15 protein-coding genes are annotated in these 16,826 nt (G+C 65.4%); 6 read left to right on the top strand and 9 right to left on the bottom strand.

Annotation, left to right across the window (positions count from 1 at the left end):
- Positions 1-29 precede the first annotated feature (29 nt).
- Positions 30-839, top strand: a complete 810-nt coding sequence (locus F595_RS0107615; RefSeq protein ID WP_040568400.1) for a sulfite exporter TauE/SafE family protein — start codon at positions 30-32, stop codon at positions 837-839.
- 3 nt (positions 840-842) lie between these two features.
- Here the strand turns inward: F595_RS0107615 and ppc are convergent, their stop codons facing one another.
- Positions 843-3,557: a phosphoenolpyruvate carboxylase gene (ppc, locus tag F595_RS0107610; RefSeq protein ID WP_022956275.1), complete on the bottom strand. Its 2,715-nt coding sequence runs from the start codon at positions 3,555-3,557 to the stop codon at positions 843-845.
- A 93-nt stretch (positions 3,558-3,650) separates the two neighbouring features.
- On the opposite strand from ppc, the gene F595_RS0107605 reads away from it, so the two are divergent.
- The 5 genes from F595_RS0107605 to F595_RS0107585 all read left to right on the top strand — a co-directional run bounded on the left by F595_RS0107605 (position 3,651) and on the right by F595_RS0107585 (position 8,773).
- Positions 3,651-4,745, top strand: a complete 1,095-nt coding sequence (locus tag F595_RS0107605; protein WP_022956274.1) for a GGDEF domain-containing protein — start codon at positions 3,651-3,653, stop codon at positions 4,743-4,745.
- Between the two features lie 158 nt (positions 4,746-4,903).
- Positions 4,904-5,137, top strand: coding sequence for a hypothetical protein (locus tag F595_RS0107600; protein WP_022956273.1), 234 nt, complete (start codon positions 4,904-4,906; stop codon positions 5,135-5,137).
- A gap of 78 nt (positions 5,138-5,215) precedes the next feature.
- A complete protein-coding gene (locus F595_RS0107595) occupies positions 5,216-5,716 on the top strand; it encodes a YchJ family protein (protein WP_022956272.1) in 501 nt (166 codons plus the stop codon).
- Positions 5,717-5,752: 36 nt separating this feature from the next.
- The gene (locus F595_RS0107590) at positions 5,753-6,934 is read left to right on the top strand and encodes an acetyl-CoA C-acyltransferase (RefSeq protein ID WP_022956271.1); all 1,182 of its coding nucleotides are present in this window, start codon (positions 5,753-5,755) and stop codon (positions 6,932-6,934) included.
- Between the two features lie 192 nt (positions 6,935-7,126).
- A complete protein-coding gene (locus F595_RS0107585; protein WP_022956270.1) occupies positions 7,127-8,773 on the top strand; it encodes an FMN-binding glutamate synthase family protein in 1,647 nt (548 codons plus the stop codon).
- A 42-nt stretch (positions 8,774-8,815) separates the two neighbouring features.
- On the opposite strand, the gene F595_RS13320 is transcribed toward F595_RS0107585, so the two are convergent.
- The 8 genes from F595_RS13320 to F595_RS0107545 form a co-directional block, all read right to left on the bottom strand.
- Positions 8,816-9,670 (bottom strand): TatD family hydrolase, encoded by an 855-nt coding sequence (locus F595_RS13320; RefSeq protein ID WP_022956269.1) that lies wholly within the window; start codon positions 9,668-9,670, stop codon positions 8,816-8,818.
- Between the two features lie 16 nt (positions 9,671-9,686).
- Positions 9,687-10,499, bottom strand: coding sequence for a DUF3298 and DUF4163 domain-containing protein (locus F595_RS14215; protein WP_022956268.1), 813 nt, complete (start codon positions 10,497-10,499; stop codon positions 9,687-9,689).
- Complete coding sequence (locus tag F595_RS0107570) at positions 10,499-12,088, bottom strand: peptide chain release factor 3 (protein ID WP_026913357.1); 1,590 nt, start codon at positions 12,086-12,088, stop codon at positions 10,499-10,501. The genes F595_RS14215 and F595_RS0107570 overlap by 1 nt, the downstream gene beginning before the upstream one ends.
- Before the next feature lie 93 nt (positions 12,089-12,181).
- On the bottom strand, positions 12,182-12,634 hold the full coding sequence (gene rimI, locus F595_RS0107565; RefSeq protein ID WP_022956266.1) for a ribosomal protein S18-alanine N-acetyltransferase: 453 nt from the start codon (positions 12,632-12,634) through the stop codon (positions 12,182-12,184).
- Positions 12,635-12,637: 3 nt separating this feature from the next.
- Positions 12,638-13,393: a hypothetical protein gene (locus F595_RS0107560; protein ID WP_156873841.1), complete on the bottom strand. Its 756-nt coding sequence runs from the start codon at positions 13,391-13,393 to the stop codon at positions 12,638-12,640.
- Positions 13,393-14,937 (bottom strand): 2-isopropylmalate synthase, encoded by a 1,545-nt coding sequence (locus F595_RS0107555; RefSeq protein WP_022956264.1) that lies wholly within the window; start codon positions 14,935-14,937, stop codon positions 13,393-13,395. Before F595_RS0107555 ends, F595_RS0107560 begins: the two co-directional genes overlap by 1 nt.
- Positions 14,938-14,971: 34 nt before the next feature.
- Entirely contained in the window at positions 14,972-16,033 is a 1,062-nt protein-coding gene (locus F595_RS0107550) for a putative solute-binding protein (protein WP_022956263.1), read from the bottom strand.
- 98 nt (positions 16,034-16,131) lie between these two features.
- Entirely contained in the window at positions 16,132-16,821 is a 690-nt protein-coding gene (locus F595_RS0107545; RefSeq protein WP_156873840.1) for a hypothetical protein, read from the bottom strand.
- Positions 16,822-16,826 lie beyond the last annotated feature (5 nt).

Raw genomic sequence — 16,826 nt, 5'->3', positions numbered from 1 at the left:
GCCAGACTGGCGTGTCAGGAGTGCGCAGCATGTGGAACATTCCGGCGGAAGCCTGGGCCCTGTTTGCTCTGGTCGGCGCCCTCGCCGGCTTTCTTGCCGGACTGCTCGGCATCGGTGGCGGCATGGTCATCGTGCCGGCGCTGATCCTCATTCTGCAGGCCCAGGGCGAGTCGCCCGAGGTGGTCACCCACATGGCCATCGGCACGTCGCTGGCCAGCATCCTGCTGACCTCGGCCAGCTCGATACGCACCCATCATCAGCATGGCAGCGTGGACTGGAGCCTGCTGGCACGCCTGGCCCCCGGCCTCCTGCTGGGCAGCCTGGTGGGGGCATGGATAGCCGATGCCCTGCCGGCGCGCATCCTGCAGCTGGTGATCGGCAGTTTCGCGATCTGGACTGGTCTGAAAATGTGGCGAGGACGCAAGCCCGACCAGCTTGACCAGCCACTGCCCGCCGGCCCACGCCTGGCCGCAGCCGGCAGTGTCATCGGCATTGCCTCGGCCATCTTCGGCATCGGGGGGGGCAGTCTGATGGTGCCCTTTCTCAGCCATCATGGCGTACGCATGCAGCGCGCCATCGGCACGGCAGCCGCCTGCGGCTTCCCGATCGCGGCGGCCGGAACGGCCGGCTTCATCTGGGCCGGCTGGGGCCACCCCATGCTGCCGGCAGGCAGCAGCGGCTATGTCTTCTGGCCCGCCCTGCTCGGACTGGCCGTCACCAGCCTCGTACTCGCCCACTGGGGGGCACGCGCCGCGCATGCATTGCCGGCAGCACGACTGAAGCAGATCTTCGGCGTGCTGCTCGTCGTCATCGGCCTGCGCTTTCTCGGGGGCGTCTGAACCTCAACCGGTATTGCGCAACCCGCTGGCAATGCCGGTCATGGTCACCATGATGGCGTGATCATGCGGCGTTCCCGCTGCCGACGCGATGCCGCCATGCTCGCGCAGATGCAATCGTCGCCGGCGCATCAGCTCGGCCTGCAGCAGATGCAAGGGCAGCAGATACGGGGAACGCAGACGTATCGACTGCGCCAGGATGGGATTGCGGCTGGGCCAGTCCGGTCCCGACTGCAGGTCAGCCAGCACCGCGAGCAGGCGCTCCGGCATGGCACGCAGCGCAGCGCCCATGTCGCGCAACTCGCCACGCTCCGCCAGCAGCTGCTCGTAATGACTGGCAATGGCCATGTCCGACTTGGCCAGCACCATTTCCAGCATGTCGATCAGACCCGCCAGGAAGGGCCAGCGTGATATGGCTTCGCGCAGCCGGCTGCCGCCCTGGTCTTGCTGCAATGCCTGCTCGAGTGCCTCGACCACACCCAGCCAGGCCGGCAGCATGAGCCGGATCTGTGTCCAGGCAAACACCCAGGGAATCGCACGCAGGGTCTCGATGCCGCCCCCGGTCTGGCGCCGGGCAGGACGCGAGCCCAGCGGCAGCAGCTGCAGCTCGAGCTCGGGGGTAACCGTGCGCAGGTACTCGATGAAGTCAGGCGTGGCACGCAACCAGTGCCGGTAGATTTGCATGGATGTCGCCGACAGCTGATCCATCAGGTCGCGCCAGTGCGGCTCGGGCTGGGGTGGCGGCGCCAGACTGGCCTCCAGGGTGGCGGCCAGATAGCGTTCGAGATGATGCCGCGCCAGGCCGGGCAGACCGAACTTCATGCGGATGACCTCGCCCTGCTCGGTCACGCGCAGGGCACCAGCCACCGACCCCGGCGGCTGCGAACGCAGGGCCTGGCGTGTCGGTGCGCCGCCGCGGCTGACCGTGCCGCCACGACCGTGGAACAGCACCAGCTTGACGCCATGTTTCGCGGCCACCGCAGCCAGACCTTCCTGGGCCTGGTACTGGGCCCAGGCTGCCGCGAGAAAACCGGCATCCTTGGCGGAGTCGGAATACCCGATCATGACTTCCTGACTGCCATCGATTCGGGCCCGATAGGCTGGCAGCGACAACAGTGCATCGAGACACTCGGGAGCCCGCGCGAGGTCGTCATAGGTTTCGAACAGGGGCACCACACGCAGGGGCTGCGGCACTTCGGCCTTGAGCTGCAGCAGCAGGACCGCGAGCACATCGCTGGGCTGATGCGCCATCGAGATCACATAGGCCCCCAGGGACTCGCGCGGCTGGGTGGCCAGCATGCGGAACGTTGCAAGCACCTCGCGGGTTTCGGCATCGAACGGCGCAACGGGGTCGCCATGCAAGATCGCCTCGGGCAGGAACGGGCGCGGATTGTCCAGCTCCGCCAGCAGGAATGCCTGGCGCTCGGTCTCGCTCCACTGGCCGTAATCGCCACGACCGAGGTAGCGCGTGATCGCCGACAGCGCCTGCACGTGCCGGCCGGACTCCTGGCGAATGTCCAGGCGCAGCAGGGCCAGCCCGAAACCACTGACCCGGCGCAGGGTATCCAGCAATGGCCCGTCGGCAATCGCGGTCAGTCCGCAGGACTTCAAGTCGTCATGGCAGAGACGAAGATCGGCCAGCAGCTCGGCACTGTCGTGATAGGGCTCCCAGGTGGCGGGAGCCGGCACGCGGCCGGCACGCAGGGCATTGGCATGCTCGCGCGTCTGCATCAGGCGCTCGCGCACCTGGCGCAACCAGTCCCGGTAGGGCTCGCGCGAACCACTGCCAACCCGGGCGCGCAGCAGCTCGCCGCAACGATTCATCGAGAGGTCGGCACGCAGGGCATCGACATCGCGCAGAAACAGGTCCGCCGCCATCCAGCGTGCCAGCCAGATACATTCACGGGTGACGACATGGGTGACAAAGGGGTTGCCGTCGCGGTCCCCCCCCATCCAGGAGCCGATGCGCAATGGCGCCAGCTCCAGCGGCAAGCCCTCGCCCACGGTCACGCGCAGGGCGCGGTCAAGCTCGCGCAGACAGGACGGCAGCGCCAGCCAGAGGCTGTTCTCGACGGTGGTGAAGCCCCAGCGCGCCTCGTCGACCGGCGTAGGCCGCTGGTTGCGGATCTCGTCAGTCTCCCAGATCGACATCATCACCCGCCGCAACTGGTCATGCACGGCGGCGCGCTCGAAGGGGTCCAGAGTGCCGTCATCGAGACGATGCAGGCAGGCCGCCACCTCATCCTGCTTCTGGATCAGGGTCCGCCGCGATACCTCGGTGGGGTGGGCCGTGAGCACGAGGTCGATCGCCAGCTGGCGTACCTGGTCACGAATTGTCTGCGCGGACACGCCGCGTGCCAGCAGCTGCCTGAGCAGGGCCTCTATGGAGTCGGCAGGCATCTGCTCCGGGCTGTTCTGCGCCCGCAACCGGCGCCGGCGCAGACGGTGGTGCTGCTCGGCCATGTTGGCCAGACTGAGAAAGTGGCTGAAGGCCCGGGCAATGTCATGCACGGTCTCCTCGGAGCTTTCAGCCAGCAGCCGGTCCAGCCGTGTACGCGCATCGGCATCACCGGTGACTGCCTTCAAGGCCCAGCGCCGGGCATTCTCCACATCCTGAAAGAATGTCTGGCCCTTCTGGGCAGCCAGTGACTCGCCAAGCAGACGCCCGAGCAGGCGTACGTCTTCACGCAAAGGGGCGTGGTGATCCGGATCATTCGACATGGCGATTCCTGTAGTCAGCTGCACAAAACGGTATACTGGCGCTGCATGCTCATTGTGACGATGACATAGCACAAACCGTGAGACCAGCCTGTCATGCCCTCCCCCGCCTCCGACGCTCTGCAGCCCTTCCTGATGAATGATCCACGCCTGCTGGCACCCGCCCGGCAGAGCCTGCAGCATGGCTGCTGGCGCATCCTGCTGTGCGCCCTTCTCGCCGCCTATGCCTGGATGCTGCCATCTCCGGTCTGGCACGACACGCGCACCGGCGCGGCCATCCTGGCTGGTCTGGCACTGCTCTATCTGATGCTGGCCCTGCACGAGCATCGGCATCCGAAAGACCCATTCACCGGCAGGCTCGTCCGGCTCCTGGACCTGTCCCTGCTTGTCTTGGCGGTGGCCAGCGATCCGCTCCCGGAGACGCCCACCCTGGGCATCAGTCTGCTGCTGGCCGGCCTTGCCCTGCCACAGCTGCTGCCTGCCCGCTACCGGGTCTGGCTTGCTGCCACGCTGCTGGGCGCCACCGCTGCGCTGGCATTCCGCCAGCAGCTCGGCATGATCCAGGCAGACTGGCGCCAAGCCGTGCCGATGCTGGTCGTGGTGACAACGCTGCTGCTCTGGTTTGCAGGACAGCGTCAGAACCTGCTTGCGCTCCAGCTTGGTCAGCTCAATACATTGGATGATGATCCGGTGACCGGGATAGGCACCCGCTACAGTCTGTATGCCGCGGCACGCTTTCTGTGGCCTCTGGCACATCGCCAGCTGATTCCCTTCAGCCTGCTCTATCTCGAAGTGACGCCGACCGCAGCGCGCTGCAACGCGACCCAGGCCAACCAGCTGGCACGCCTCCTCGCCGACTGCAGCCTGCAACACCTGCGCGGCTGCGATGTGCTGACGCGCTACGATCAGCTCAGCTTCGTCTTCTGCCTGCCGGATTGCCAGCACAAGGAGGCCGAGGCCATCGCGCATCGCCTGCACACGGCCTTCCACGCCGCGAGTGCACAGGCCGGTCTGCCCGCCACCCTGCAGATAGGCGCGACCTGGCTGCCGGAAGCTCCGCGCGCTCTCGATGATCTGCTGCACAACGTCATCCAGGCCGTGCACCGCGCGCGTCAGTATCCGCTGACAGCCGGCAATGGCGTTGCCTATGCCGATCCGGAGCAGGGTCGCCACGCTCTGCACTGGAAGTGATGACTGACCGGCCTGTCTGACAAAATCGCCGTGCAAACCGGATTGGCCGGTGCTACTATGGCTTCGCTTGATGACCTCTGGGCTTAGCCGCAAACGAAGCCGGACCCGTTGCCAAGCGGAATATGACTAGTCAAGTCCAACCTGAGAGAGACTGAATCATGCAAATCAAGAAGATCGCTGTGCTCGCCGCCGTTGCCGCTACCCTGGCCGTTGCTGGCTGCGCCAAGAAGGAAGAAGCTGCTGCTGTTGAAGCTCCGGCCGCTGAAGAAGCCGCTGCTGTTGAAGCTCCGGCCGCTGAAGCTGCTCCGGCCGCTGAAGCCGCTCCGGCTGCTGAAGCTGCCCCGGCCGCTGAAGAAGCTGCTGCTCCGGCCGCTGAAGCCGCTGCCCAGTAATTGGGTCGAGGCTCACGCCTCACGAAAAGGGGTGCTTCGGCACCCCTTTTTCATGTCTGACTGTTGGAGATTTTCCCCATGACCTGCCCTTGCGGCTCGCAACGTCCGCTTGAATCCTGCTGCGCCCCGATCATCGCCGGCACTCAGTCCGCCCCGACGGCCGAAGCCTTGATGCGCGCCCGCTACACCGCCTACACCCAGCACAACATTGACTTCATCATGCAGTCGACGCACCCCGATGGCCAGGGTGACAGCGACATCGACGCCATGAAGGCCTGGGCGGAAGCCGCCGACTGGCAGGGACTCGAGGTTCTCCAGGTGGAAGCCGGAGGCGAGACGGATCGCAAAGGTCTGGTAGAATTCGTCGCGCATTACACCCTGGGTGGCGTCAAGCAGCATCACCATGAGGTATCGGGCTTCATCCGCGGCGACAACGGATGGCAGTTCCGGGATGGCAAGGTGTTGCACAGCGGACCGTCCGAAAAGCTCAAGCCCGTGGTCAACGATCTGAAGATCGGCCGCAACGACCCCTGCCATTGCGGCAGCGGAAAAAAATTCAAGAAGTGCCACGGCGCCTGACGCCGGGCACAGTCCCTTTTACGGAGAGCACCTTCCATGAGTCACGATCCAGTTGTCATCGTCAACGGCGCCCGCACCCCGATGGGCGGATTCCAGGGCGCCCTGGCCGCGGTCACTGCCACCGAACTCGGCGCAGTCGCCATCCGCGAAGCCCTGGCCCGCGCCGGTGTCGCACCTGAACAGGTGCAGGAAGTCATCATGGGCTGTGTGCTGCCCGCCGGTCTCAAGCAGGGCCCGGCACGCCAGGCCGCTCTCGATGCCGGCATCCCGGCCGCTGCCGGCGCCACCACCATCAACAAGCTCTGCGGCTCGGGCATGAAGGCCACCATGCTGGCCCATGACCTGATCCTCGCCGGCAGCGCCGACATCATGGTGTCGGGCGGCATGGAATCCATGACCAACGCACCCTACGTGCTGCCCAAGGCGCGCGGCGGCTATCGCATGGGCCATGGCCAGATCATGGACCACATGTTCCTTGACGGCCTCGAAGACGCCAAGACCGGCCGCCTGATGGGCTCCTTCGCCCAGGACATGGCCAACACCCTGGGCCTGACCCGTGCCGACATGGATGCCTTCGCTGTCGAATCGCTGCGTCGTGCCAATGCCGCCATTGCCAACGGCAACTTCAAGGCCGAGATCGTTCCGGTGCCGGTGCAGACCCGCAAGGGCGAAGTCCTGGTCGACACCGACGAGCAGCCGGGCAACGCCAGCCCGGACAAGATCCCGACCCTGAAGCCGGCGTTCGCGAAGGATGGCACCATCACCGCCGCCAATGCCTCGTCAATCTCCGATGGCGCCTCGGCCCTGGTGCTGATGAAGGAGAGCAAGGCGCGTGAACTCGGCCTCCAGCCACTGGCCCGCATCGTCGGCCACGCCACCCAGTCGCAGCACCCCAGCGAGTTCACCATCGCCCCGATCGGCGCCTTCAGCAACCTGTTCGCCAAGACTGGCTGGACGGCTGACAGCGTGGACCTGTTCGAGATCAACGAAGCCTTCGCCATGGTCACCATGGCCGCGATGATCAAGCACGACATCCCGCACGCGAAGGTCAACGTCTACGGCGGCGCCTGCGCGCTGGGCCATCCGGTCGGCTCGACCGGCTCGCGCATCATCCTGACGCTGATCCACGCGCTCAGGCAGCACGGCAAGACCCGTGGTGTCGCCGGCCTCTGCATCGGCGGCGGCGAAGCCACCGCGATGGCGATCGAAGTGCTGTAACGCACCAGCGCACTGCCCTTGCCGGCAGTCATGGCGGCACCCGGGACCCCCGCATCATGCGGGGGTCCCTGTTTTCCGGGCCCGCTCCGACCACAGGCGGCAGCAAGCAGACTAATGACCTCACCGCGAGGCAGCATCGCGGTAGAGGCCATGCTAGCGTGAATCCTTCAGCCACCCGGAGGACCGCCTGACATGCACTGGATCCGCAACGTCATTCCCTATCGCTATTTTGTCTGGCTGTTCAGCGGTATCGCCTTCATCGCGTCACTGGGACTGCTGTGGTGGAATCCGCTGATCGGCTCGACGCCCAGCCTGCTGTTCGGAGCGCTGACCCTGCTCGGAAGCATCGACTTCTTCCAGAAGAAGCAGGCGATACGCCGCAACTACCCGATCATGGCGCACTTCCGCTTCCTGTTCGAATCGATACGCCCGGAAATTCGCCAGTACTTCCTTGAGTCCGACACCGAAGCCATTCCGTTCTCGCGCGCTCAGCGCTCGCTGGTCTATCAGCGTGCCAAGGGCGCTGTCGACAAGAAGGCCTACGGCACCCTGACCGATGTCTACGAGGCGCACTACGAGTGGATCAACCATTCGGTGCATACGGTCAAGATCACCGACACCGACTTCCGCGTCATGATTGGCGAGGGCCAATGCCAGCAGCCGTATTCGCTGTCCATCTTCAACATCTCGGCCATGAGCTTTGGCGCGCTGTCAGCGAACGCCATCCAGGCCCTGAACAAGGGGGCGAAGATGGGGCACTTTGCCCATGACACCGGTGAAGGCTCGATCAGCAGCCACCATCGCCTTAACGGTGGCGACCTGATCTGGGAAATTGGCAGCGGCTATTTCGGCTGCCGCACCCCGGATGGCCGCTTCGATCCGGAGCGCTTTGCCGAGAATGCCCGCGATCCGCAGGTCAAGATGATCGAGATCAAGCTCAGCCAGGGCGCCAAGCCGGGCCATGGCGGCATCCTGCCGGCAGCCAAGGTGACCGAGGAAATCGCGGCGGCACGCGGCGTCGAGCCCTGGGTCGACTGCATCTCGCCCTCTTGCCATTCGGCGTTCTCGACGCCGGTCGAGCTCATGAACTTCATTGCACAGCTGCGCGAGCTGTCCGGCGGCAAGCCCATCGGCTTCAAGCTCTGCATCGGACACCCCTGGGAGTTCTTCGCCATCTGCAAGGCCATGCTGAAAACCGGCATCACCCCCGACTACATCGTTGTCGACGGCGCCGAGGGTGGCACCGCCGCTGCGCCGGTGGAGTTCAGCGACCACATGGGCACGCCCATGCATGAGGGGCTGGTGCTGGCCCACAACACCCTGGTCGGCCTCAATCTGCGTGACCGCGTCAAGATCGGTGCGGCCGGCAAGATTGTCTCGGCGTTCGACATCGCCCGCACCATGGCACTGGGTGCCGACTGGTGCAACTCCGGACGCGGCTTCATGTTCGCACTGGGCTGCATCATGGCGCAGACCTGCCACACCGGACGCTGCCCGACCGGCGTGGCAACGCAGAGCTGGCTGCGCCAGCGTGCGCTGGATCCGGCCGACAAGGCCACGCGCGTCTACAACTTCCACAAGAACACCTTGAAGGCGGTGGCCGAGCTGACCGGTGCCGCCGGCCTCAGCCATCCCAACCAGCTGCGCCCGCATCACATCGTACGGCGCCTGTCGATCAATGAGGTGGCGCTGGTATCCGCCCTGATCGCCTATCTGAAGCCGGGTGACCTGCTCGACAACCGGGCCGCCCATCCGGTCTACCAGATGTTCTGGGACATGGCCTCGCCGGACACCTTTGCCGCCGTTGCACCGGCCGAGCAGGTCGTGGCCGTGGCCTGAGGCGCCCTGCCTCGCGAGGGCGCTGGCTGACCGCCGGCGCCCTCACCCTCCCCCGACAGACCGCAGGCCAAGTGCGGAACAGACATTGTCACGCAGCGCCTGACGCAACTCAGGTACCGGCTCCGGTCGCAACTGGCACAGCGTCTCGAACACCGCGGGCAGATACGCCGGGCTGTTGCGCACCCGCTCTCCCGGCTGACGCGGCCGGCCATCGCCATGACGATCACGCCAGGGTGCCGGCACCAGATCAGGCGCATCCGTTTCCAGCACCAGACTGTGCAGCGGCAAGGCCTGCACGGCCTCGCGCAAGCGCCGCGCCTGCGGATAGGTCAGCGGTCCGCCAAAGCCGAGGCGGAAACCCAGACGGACATAGGCCTGCGCCTCCTCGATGCTGCCGGAAAAGGCATGAAGGATGCCGCCCCGGGCAAAGCCGGTGCGCTTCAGGCTGCGCACGATCTCGGCGTGGCAACGCCGGGCATGGATGATGACAGGCTTGCCATGTCGGGTCGCGAGCTGCAGCTGCTGCTCGAACAGGGACTGCTGCCTGGCCCAGGCGGCCGGCGTGGTGAGCTCAGGCAGAAAGCGGTCCAGCCCGATCTCGCCGACAGCGACAACCTGCGGACAGCGCGTCAGCCAGGCATCGAGCTGCTGCAGATCATCGTCGGCGTGTTGCGCCAGATGGACCGGATGCAGCCCCAGCGCCGGCCAAAGCTGCGGCGCCTCCGGCGTGACCCGGTCATGGGCAGCCGTCAGTGCCAGCAGGGCGGACCAGCGCGAGGCGACATAACCGGGAATGACCACGCCGACAACACCGGCCGCGCGGGCATCGTGCAGCACCTGGCTGCGATCCGCATCGAACTCGGGAGCGTCGAGATGGCAGTGGCTGTCAATCAACATGGCCGCTGCCCCTGACTCAACGTGCCGGAGCAGCTGGCAGATAGGCGGGTTTGAGGATGCCGGACAGTCGCTGATACGGGAGCATCAGCGCCGGCATGCCCTCGGAATAGGGCGCGATGGAATACGGCAGGTACTTGAGCTCGACCCCTTGCGGGCGCAGAGCCAGGGTATCGGCCTTGACGAAGGGCCAGCCATCACCCAGCGGGGCATCCGTCGGGCGGGCTGCCAGCCAGCGCTGATGAGCGCGCTGCGCCTCGCCCCAGAACGCCGACTCCTTGCCGGGCAGCAGCATGTCACCCAACGTCAGCACCTTGCCCTGCTCGGGATCCCAGTTCAGGTAACGCACCGTGCTCATGCCATGGGCACCGCCGGTGTAGTCATACGTCTCGACCACGATGATGCTGATGCGCCCCTGGCCGTTCTCGACCCTGGCCGACAGCATCTGCTGCCAGCCGCCACCGCCTTCTTCCGACTCCTTGAGAAAACGCTGACCAGCCTGGGTCAGGACCTGCTGCGGACTGACATCGGCGGGCAGAGCCACCGCTGCCATCAGGGCCTTCTGCAGCTCCGGAGCCGCCGTGAAATGCAGCCACGTCGCCTTGAACTCACTGCAACGCTCCGTGCAGCCCTGACCGGCCTTGAGCTCGACATGCACCGGCGTCGCCAGCAGACGCGGCGTACTCGCGGCCGGCATCTGCGTCGCGCTCGCGTCTGCGGACGTGCCAGCCGGCACCGGCTCCTTGCGGGCGTCACAGGCGGCCAGCATGGTGGTCAGCATCGTGGCCAGAACTGCAGGAAACGCCAGCGCAGACCAGGTCGAACGTGTCATCAATGCTCTCGTGTCGGGGAAAAGACGATATCCGGATAACGCTCCTGCATCAGCTGCAGGTTGACGCGCGACGGCGCCAGATAGGTCAGGTAGCCACCACCATCCAGCGACAGCTGATCGTGCGCCTTCTTCTTGAACTCGGCCAGCTTGCGCTCGTCATCACAATGAATCCAGCGCACCGTGGAGACATTGACAGCCTCGTAGACGCACTCGACCTTGTACTCCTCGGCCAGACGGAAGGCGACCACGTCGAACTGCAGCACACCGACCGCCCCCAGGATGAGGTCGTTGTTGATCTGCGGCATGAAGACCTGGGTCGCGCCCTCCTCCGACAGCTCCTTGAGGCCCTTCTGCAGCTGCTTGCTCTTGAGCGGATCCTTGAGGCGCACACGGCGGAACATTTCCGGCGCAAAGTGCGGGATGCCAAGGAACTGCAGCTTCTCGCCCTCGGTGAAGGTGTCTCCGATCTGGATGGTGCCGTGGTTGTGCAGACCGATGATGTCGCCCGGCCAGGCCTCCTCCAGATGCGCACGCTCGCCGGCCAGGAAGGTCAGCGCGTCAGCCACGCGGACATCCTTGCCGATGCGCACATGCTGCATCTTCACGCCCTTCTGGTAGCGCCCGGAGCAGATGCGCAAGAAGGCGATGCGGTCGCGGTGCTTCGGGTCCATGTTGGCCTGGATCTTGAACACAAAACCGGAGAATCCTTCTTCGGTCGGCTGCACCTCGCGTTGCGAGGTACGGCGCGGCAGCGGTGTCGGGGCCCAGTCCACGAAACCGTCGAGGATGTGGTTGACGCCGAAGTTGCCCAGCGCGGTGCCGAAGAACACCGGCGTCATGCGCCCGGCGCGGAACTCCTCGAGGTCGAAGTCATGACTGGCGCCCTGCACCAGCTCCAGCATGTCGCGCAGCGCGGCAGCCTCGTCACCCAGGGTGGCGTCAGCCTCGGGGTTGTTGAGGCCGTCGATGACCTTGTCGGCGATCAGTTCGGAGCCATGGCCCGGCTGGTACAGGTAGAAGCGATCCTGCAGCAGGTGATAGACACCCTTGAAATCACGACCGCTGCCCACCGGCCAGGTGATGGGTGCGCACTTGATCTTCAGCACCGACTCGATTTCGTCGAGCAGCTCGATGGGGTCGCGGATCTCGCGGTCAAGCTTGTTCACGAAGGAGACGATGGGCGTGTCGCGCAGGCGGCAGACATCCATGAGCTTGATGGTGCGGTCTTCGACACCCTTGGCGCCGTCGATGACCATCAGTGCCGAGTCGACCGCCGTCAGGGTGCGGTAGGTGTCTTCCGAGAAGTCCTCGTGGCCCGGGGTGTCAAGCAGGTTGATCGTGGCGTCCTTGTAGGGAAACTGCATGACCGAGGTGGTGATGGAAATGCCGCGCTGCTTTTCCATTTCCATCCAGTCCGAGGTCGCGTGGCGATCGGACTTGCGCGACTTCACCGTGCCCGCGACCTGAATGGCCTTGCCCCAGAGCAGCAGCTTCTCGGTGATGGTGGTCTTGCCCGCGTCGGGGTGCGAGATGATGGCAAAGGTGCGGCGCTGGGCGACTTCAGCGGCCAGCTGTTCGGAAAAGGACATGAGTGCTCGAGGGGCCTTGATCAGCGATGCCGGGATTATACGGCGAACCGGCATCAGCGTGCCGACTTCCCGCATGCGACAGACGATCAGGGTTCAGCCGAGACCAGTGCTGCACGCCATCAGCAGGGCATCTTCCTTGCCGTCAGGACCGTCATAGTAGTTCCTGCGGATGCTCAGCTCGTTGTAGCCCAGCGACTGGTAGAGAGAGATGGCCGCCTGGTTGGAGACACGGACCTCGAGAAACCAGATGCTGATGCCATCCGCCAGCTCCTCGTCCATGAGCCGGCGCAGCAGCTCGCGCCCGAGTCCCTGGCCGCGCAGCGATGGGTCAATGGCAATGTCGAGCAGATGCGCCTCGTCAAGAATGCGCTGCACGAAGGCAAAGCCGCCAAGTTCGCCCGCTGCCGTGACCAGCACATAGGCATGGTGCTGCTGCAGCGACTCCTGCAACCCTTTCATGGGCCAGGGACTGGGGTGCGACGTCTGCTCGATGCGAAACACCTCGGGCAGGTCTGCGGCCGTCATGCGCCGCAACAGAGCGGACATGACTCAGTCGCCCCGGCTCAGCTGACGCCAGAGCAGACGCTTGCGCACGGGATCACGCAGGCAGGCGGTCAGCGCCGGAACGACACGATGCGGTCGGTCCACGAATGGCGCCAGCTGGTCGCCAAACACCCAGAGTCGCTCGCCGGCGGGCACATCGCGTTGCAGCCACGAGGTCATCACGGCGCGTGCCGACTCGGCATCCGGGGCCAGGAAGAGCGAGCTCGGCGTCACCGATCTGGGCCAGACAAACGCGCTGGCCACGGCCTCCGCCTGCCAGGCCATGGCGCGCTGAATGCCCTGCCAGAGCTGACGCTCAAGCCCCTCCAGAGCAGGATGGTCATCCAGGTCGACAAGTGCCCAATGCCCCTCTGCCAGGCGGAAAAGCTGACAGCTGAAGCGCGGAACCGTGCCGGCATCGGCTGCGTCAGCCGGCGCCGATGCCGGGACCGGCAGGGAAACCGCTGGTGCCGGCGTCGTGGCAGCCGCTGGCGGCAGATCCGGACGCATGCGTTGAGGCAGAGTCTCGGGTAGCGGCGCAATCGCCGCCGTTGCGCTGACAGGTACGGGCGCCATCGGCAGATCCGGCAGCGGTGCGTCCGTCAGCGCTGTCACTGGCAACGCGACATCGACCGCCGGTACGGGTCGGGACGGCGCCGCTCCCGGCAGCACATGGCGTGCCCGGAACAACGGAACACCCATGGCCGAGAGGTAGGCGGTGCGCACCGCGTCAGATACCGGCCCGGACATCGATACGGTCATCAGATCGGCGTGCCTTGCGGGTGCTCGCGATCACCGCCGGCCTGCAGCAGGTTCAGCGCATTCAGATAGGCCTTGACGCTGGCCACCACGATGTCGGTATCCGCGCCGTGACCATTGATGATGCGACCGGCCTGGCTGAGACGCACGGTGACCTCGCCCTGCGAATCCGTTCCGCTGGTGATGGCATTGACCGAGTACAGCTCCAGCGAGGTGCCGGAGTTGGCCACCGCCTCGATGGCACGGAAGCTGGCATCGACAGGACCGGAGCCGGTGGCGGTGACCGGCTTGTCGACCCCGCGCACCGACAGCAGCAGGCGCGCTTCCGGCATGGTGCCGGTCTTCGAGGTGACCTCGAGGCTGACCAGCTTGAACACTTCCTCGGCCTGCGGCTGGGCATCCGAGACCAGGGCGTGGATGTCCTCGTCGAAGATCTCGTGCTTCTTGTCAGCCAGTTCCTTGAAGCGCACGAAGAGCTGGTTGAGGGTGTTGTCGCTGTCTACCGGAATGCCGAGCTCGTCGAGACGGGCACGGAAGGCGGCGCGGCCGGAGTGCTTGCCCAGCACCATCTTGTTGGCATTCCAGCCGACGTCCTCGGCACGCATGATCTCGTAGGTCTCGCGATGCTTGAGCACGCCATCCTGGTGGATGCCGGACTCGTGCGCGAAGGCATTGGCACCGACGATGGCCTTGTTGGGCTGCACCGGGAAACCGGTGACCGACGACACCAGACGCGAGGTCGGCACGATCTCCGGCGTCCAGATCGTGGTCTCGACCGGGAACAGGTCGGCACGCGTTCTCACCGCCATCACCACCTCTTCCAGCGAGGCATTGCCGGCACGCTCACCCAGGCCATTGATGGTGCATTCAACCTGGCGGGCACCCTGCAGCACCGCCGACAGCGAATTGGCCACGGCAAGTCCGAGGTCATTGTGGCAATGCACCGAGAACACCGCGCGGTGGGCATTGGGAATGCGCGCCAGCAGCTGGCCGATGGTGTCGCCGAACTGGCCGGGAATGGCGTAGCCGACAGTGTCGGGGATGTTGATGGTGCTGGCGCCGGCATCAATGGCGGCCTCGATGATGCGGCACAGGAAATCGATCTCGGAGCGGCCGGCGTCCTCGCAGGAGAACTCCACGTCCTCGACGCGGTTGCGTGCGTACTTGACCGCGCGCACGGCATTCTCGATGACCGCATCCGGCTCCAGGCGCAGCTTGTACTTCATGTGGATGGGCGAGGTCGCGATGAAGGTGTGGATGCGCGCCGCATTGGCCGGCTTGAGCGCGTCGGCTGCACGGTCGATGTCCTCGGCGCGGGCACGCGCCAGCGAGCAGATGCGGGACTCGCGCACGGCAGCAGCCACCGCCTTCACCGACTCGAAGTCACCCGGCGAGGCAATCGCGAAGCCGGCCTCGATCACGTCCACGCGCAGGCGTTCGAGCGCCTTGCCGATGCGCACCTTCTCCTCCAGGGTCATGGATGCCCCGGGGCTTTGCTCGCCATCGCGCAGGGTGGTGTCAAAAATGACCAGCTTGTCTTTGCTCATTGCCTCGTTTTCCTTGCCACGGCGCGCGCCGGCTTCATTCGTCGTTCAGTGAACACTCTGCGCTGCCGGGCGCGTTCTTGCAACGCACGCGCTTGAGCAGCTTCATCATGCGCGGATCGTAGTCGCCTTCCGCGGTCATGCTCAACCGCGCCTCGCGCATCAGCCCCAGATACTTGGCCTTGTCCGCCGGGGTCAGGTCGAGCCAGTAACGTGCCTCGATGCCGGCCTCCTCGCGCGCGATGTACTTGTAGGCCTCCTCGATCTGGGTGACCACGAACTCGCGCATCTTCTGCCCCACCTCGGGCGGGAAACGGTCACGGCGCAGGACGATGGAGGCACTCAGCATGGCCAGCGGAAAGCGGTAGACCGCACCCTTGTCACCCAGGCCGCGGTAGATTTCCAGCGGCTTGAAGGCCACGGCCGGCGCCGCGATGATGTCGACCTGGCCATTGTTGAACTTGCCGGCAAAGTTGGTGATGTCGGATGCCACCGGCTGGGCGCCCAGGCGCTGCACCATCTTGGCCTGGGACTTGTCCCACTCCATCACGGCCACCTTCTTGCCTGCGGCCTTCTCGATGGAGTTGATGGCACGGTCACGCACCATGACATAGACCGAGCCCAGCGGAATCAGGCCGGCCACCTCGAAGTTGCCCTTGATCATCAGTGGCGCCATCTTAGGGTCGGCCAGGGAGCGCAGGACATCGCGCATGTGGGCATTGTCGGGGACGCCGCCGACGGCATCCAGGCTGCCGACGAAATGGTTGAACTGCTTGGTGCGCAGCGTGGTGATGGCAGCGGCATCGCAGAGCCCGGCCTTCAGATCCTCGGCGGCGACACGCTCGTCGACATAGGCACGCAGCTCGGCATTGATGCCCCACTTGCGCCCCTCCAGCAGATAGTCCTTGGCATAGCCCATGGCCGGCCCGTTGGCGCCAACCGGGTCAAAGATGCAGAAACGCACGTTCTTGCCTTTCATGCTTTCCAGCGCCTTGCGCTGGGCGGCATCGGGCTGGGGCATGACGGCCTGGGCCGGCAGCGAGAAAACAGGGAGCAGCACCAGGGCAAGCAGCGCTGGCAGGGACAGGAAACGGGACATGGCACGTCCTCTCGTTATGGAATGGTCAGTGTCAGCATGGCAACGGCCGCCAGGCCGTCGAGTGTACGTCAAGCCCTGCTCACGCGGGGCTGTCTCGCTCAATCCTTGAGGAACTGCGCGAGATGGTCCGCCAGCGGCTTGTGCAGATGCGGGGGCAGATGCTCCCCCAGGCGGCGCAAGCTGCGGAAGCCCAGACTGGTGGTGATCGATATCACACCGTTGAGGGTCTTGTCGACGACGAAGTTGAACTTCAACAGTCGCTTGGGCTCGAACAGCAGGGGCTGGAGGCCGGCCTCGATGAAGCGGATCAGGGTTTCGATGCCCTCTCGTGCATCCGCTGCCGTGCCGGTCTGCAAGGCCGTCAGTGCCGCGCGCCCTTCCCGGGCCAGCTCGGGCGTGACCGGAAACACGAGATTGGCCTGCGCTCCGGCAGGGCTGTCCAGCGTGACCAGCAAATGCTGGAAATGCGTCACCACCGGCGCCAGCCGCTCGTTGCCGAAGAAGCCGGTGATCCAGCCCAGGTAATGCTGCAGCGTGCCCTTGATCTGGTCGATGACCTTGCGCGACTCGATGAACACCGGCGACTGCGGCTCGGCCGCATGCAGGGCATCGATCATGTCACCGAACAGGGATTCGATGAGGTCGCAGGACGCCTCGGTCATGATCTCCCCGGCCCGCTTGGACTGCGACTCCTTGACGCCCGACTGCAGTCGGCGGTCGAGCTCGGTGATGGCATGCGGAAGATCATTGCTGACGTAGCAGGCAATGAACGGTCTTTCAGGAACCATGATGA

Source organism: Perlucidibaca piscinae DSM 21586 (genome assembly GCF_000420045.1).
Taxonomy (GTDB): Bacteria; Pseudomonadota; Gammaproteobacteria; order Pseudomonadales; family Moraxellaceae; genus Perlucidibaca; species Perlucidibaca piscinae.
Note: the sequence above shows the minus strand (reverse complement) of the source record. Positions and strands in the feature narration are given on the sequence as shown.

Bases quoted from the DNA above. Each gene is read 5' to 3' on its own strand.
- F595_RS0107615 (WP_040568400.1), top strand. From the start codon at position 30: ATGTGGAACATTCCGGCGGAAGCCTGGGCCCTGTTTGCTCTGGTCGGC.
- ppc (WP_022956275.1), bottom strand. From the start codon at position 3,557: ATGTCGAATGATCCGGATCACCACGCCCCTTTGCGTGAAGACGTACGC.
- F595_RS0107605 (WP_022956274.1), top strand. From the start codon at position 3,651: ATGCCCTCCCCCGCCTCCGACGCTCTGCAGCCCTTCCTGATGAATGAT.
- F595_RS0107600 (WP_022956273.1), top strand. From the start codon at position 4,904: ATGCAAATCAAGAAGATCGCTGTGCTCGCCGCCGTTGCCGCTACCCTG.
- F595_RS0107595 (WP_022956272.1), top strand. From the start codon at position 5,216: ATGACCTGCCCTTGCGGCTCGCAACGTCCGCTTGAATCCTGCTGCGCC.
- F595_RS0107590 (WP_022956271.1), top strand. From the start codon at position 5,753: ATGAGTCACGATCCAGTTGTCATCGTCAACGGCGCCCGCACCCCGATG.
- F595_RS0107585 (WP_022956270.1), top strand. From the start codon at position 7,127: ATGCACTGGATCCGCAACGTCATTCCCTATCGCTATTTTGTCTGGCTG.
- F595_RS13320 (WP_022956269.1), bottom strand. From the start codon at position 9,670: ATGTTGATTGACAGCCACTGCCATCTCGACGCTCCCGAGTTCGATGCG.
- F595_RS14215 (WP_022956268.1), bottom strand. From the start codon at position 10,499: ATGACACGTTCGACCTGGTCTGCGCTGGCGTTTCCTGCAGTTCTGGCC.
- F595_RS0107570 (WP_026913357.1), bottom strand. From the start codon at position 12,088: ATGTCCTTTTCCGAACAGCTGGCCGCTGAAGTCGCCCAGCGCCGCACC.
- rimI (WP_022956266.1), bottom strand. From the start codon at position 12,634: ATGTCCGCTCTGTTGCGGCGCATGACGGCCGCAGACCTGCCCGAGGTG.
- F595_RS0107560 (WP_156873841.1), bottom strand. From the start codon at position 13,393: ATGACCGTATCGATGTCCGGGCCGGTATCTGACGCGGTGCGCACCGCC.
- F595_RS0107555 (WP_022956264.1), bottom strand. From the start codon at position 14,937: ATGAGCAAAGACAAGCTGGTCATTTTTGACACCACCCTGCGCGATGGC.
- F595_RS0107550 (WP_022956263.1), bottom strand. From the start codon at position 16,033: ATGTCCCGTTTCCTGTCCCTGCCAGCGCTGCTTGCCCTGGTGCTGCTC.
- F595_RS0107545 (WP_156873840.1), bottom strand. From the start codon at position 16,821: ATGGTTCCTGAAAGACCGTTCATTGCCTGCTACGTCAGCAATGATCTT.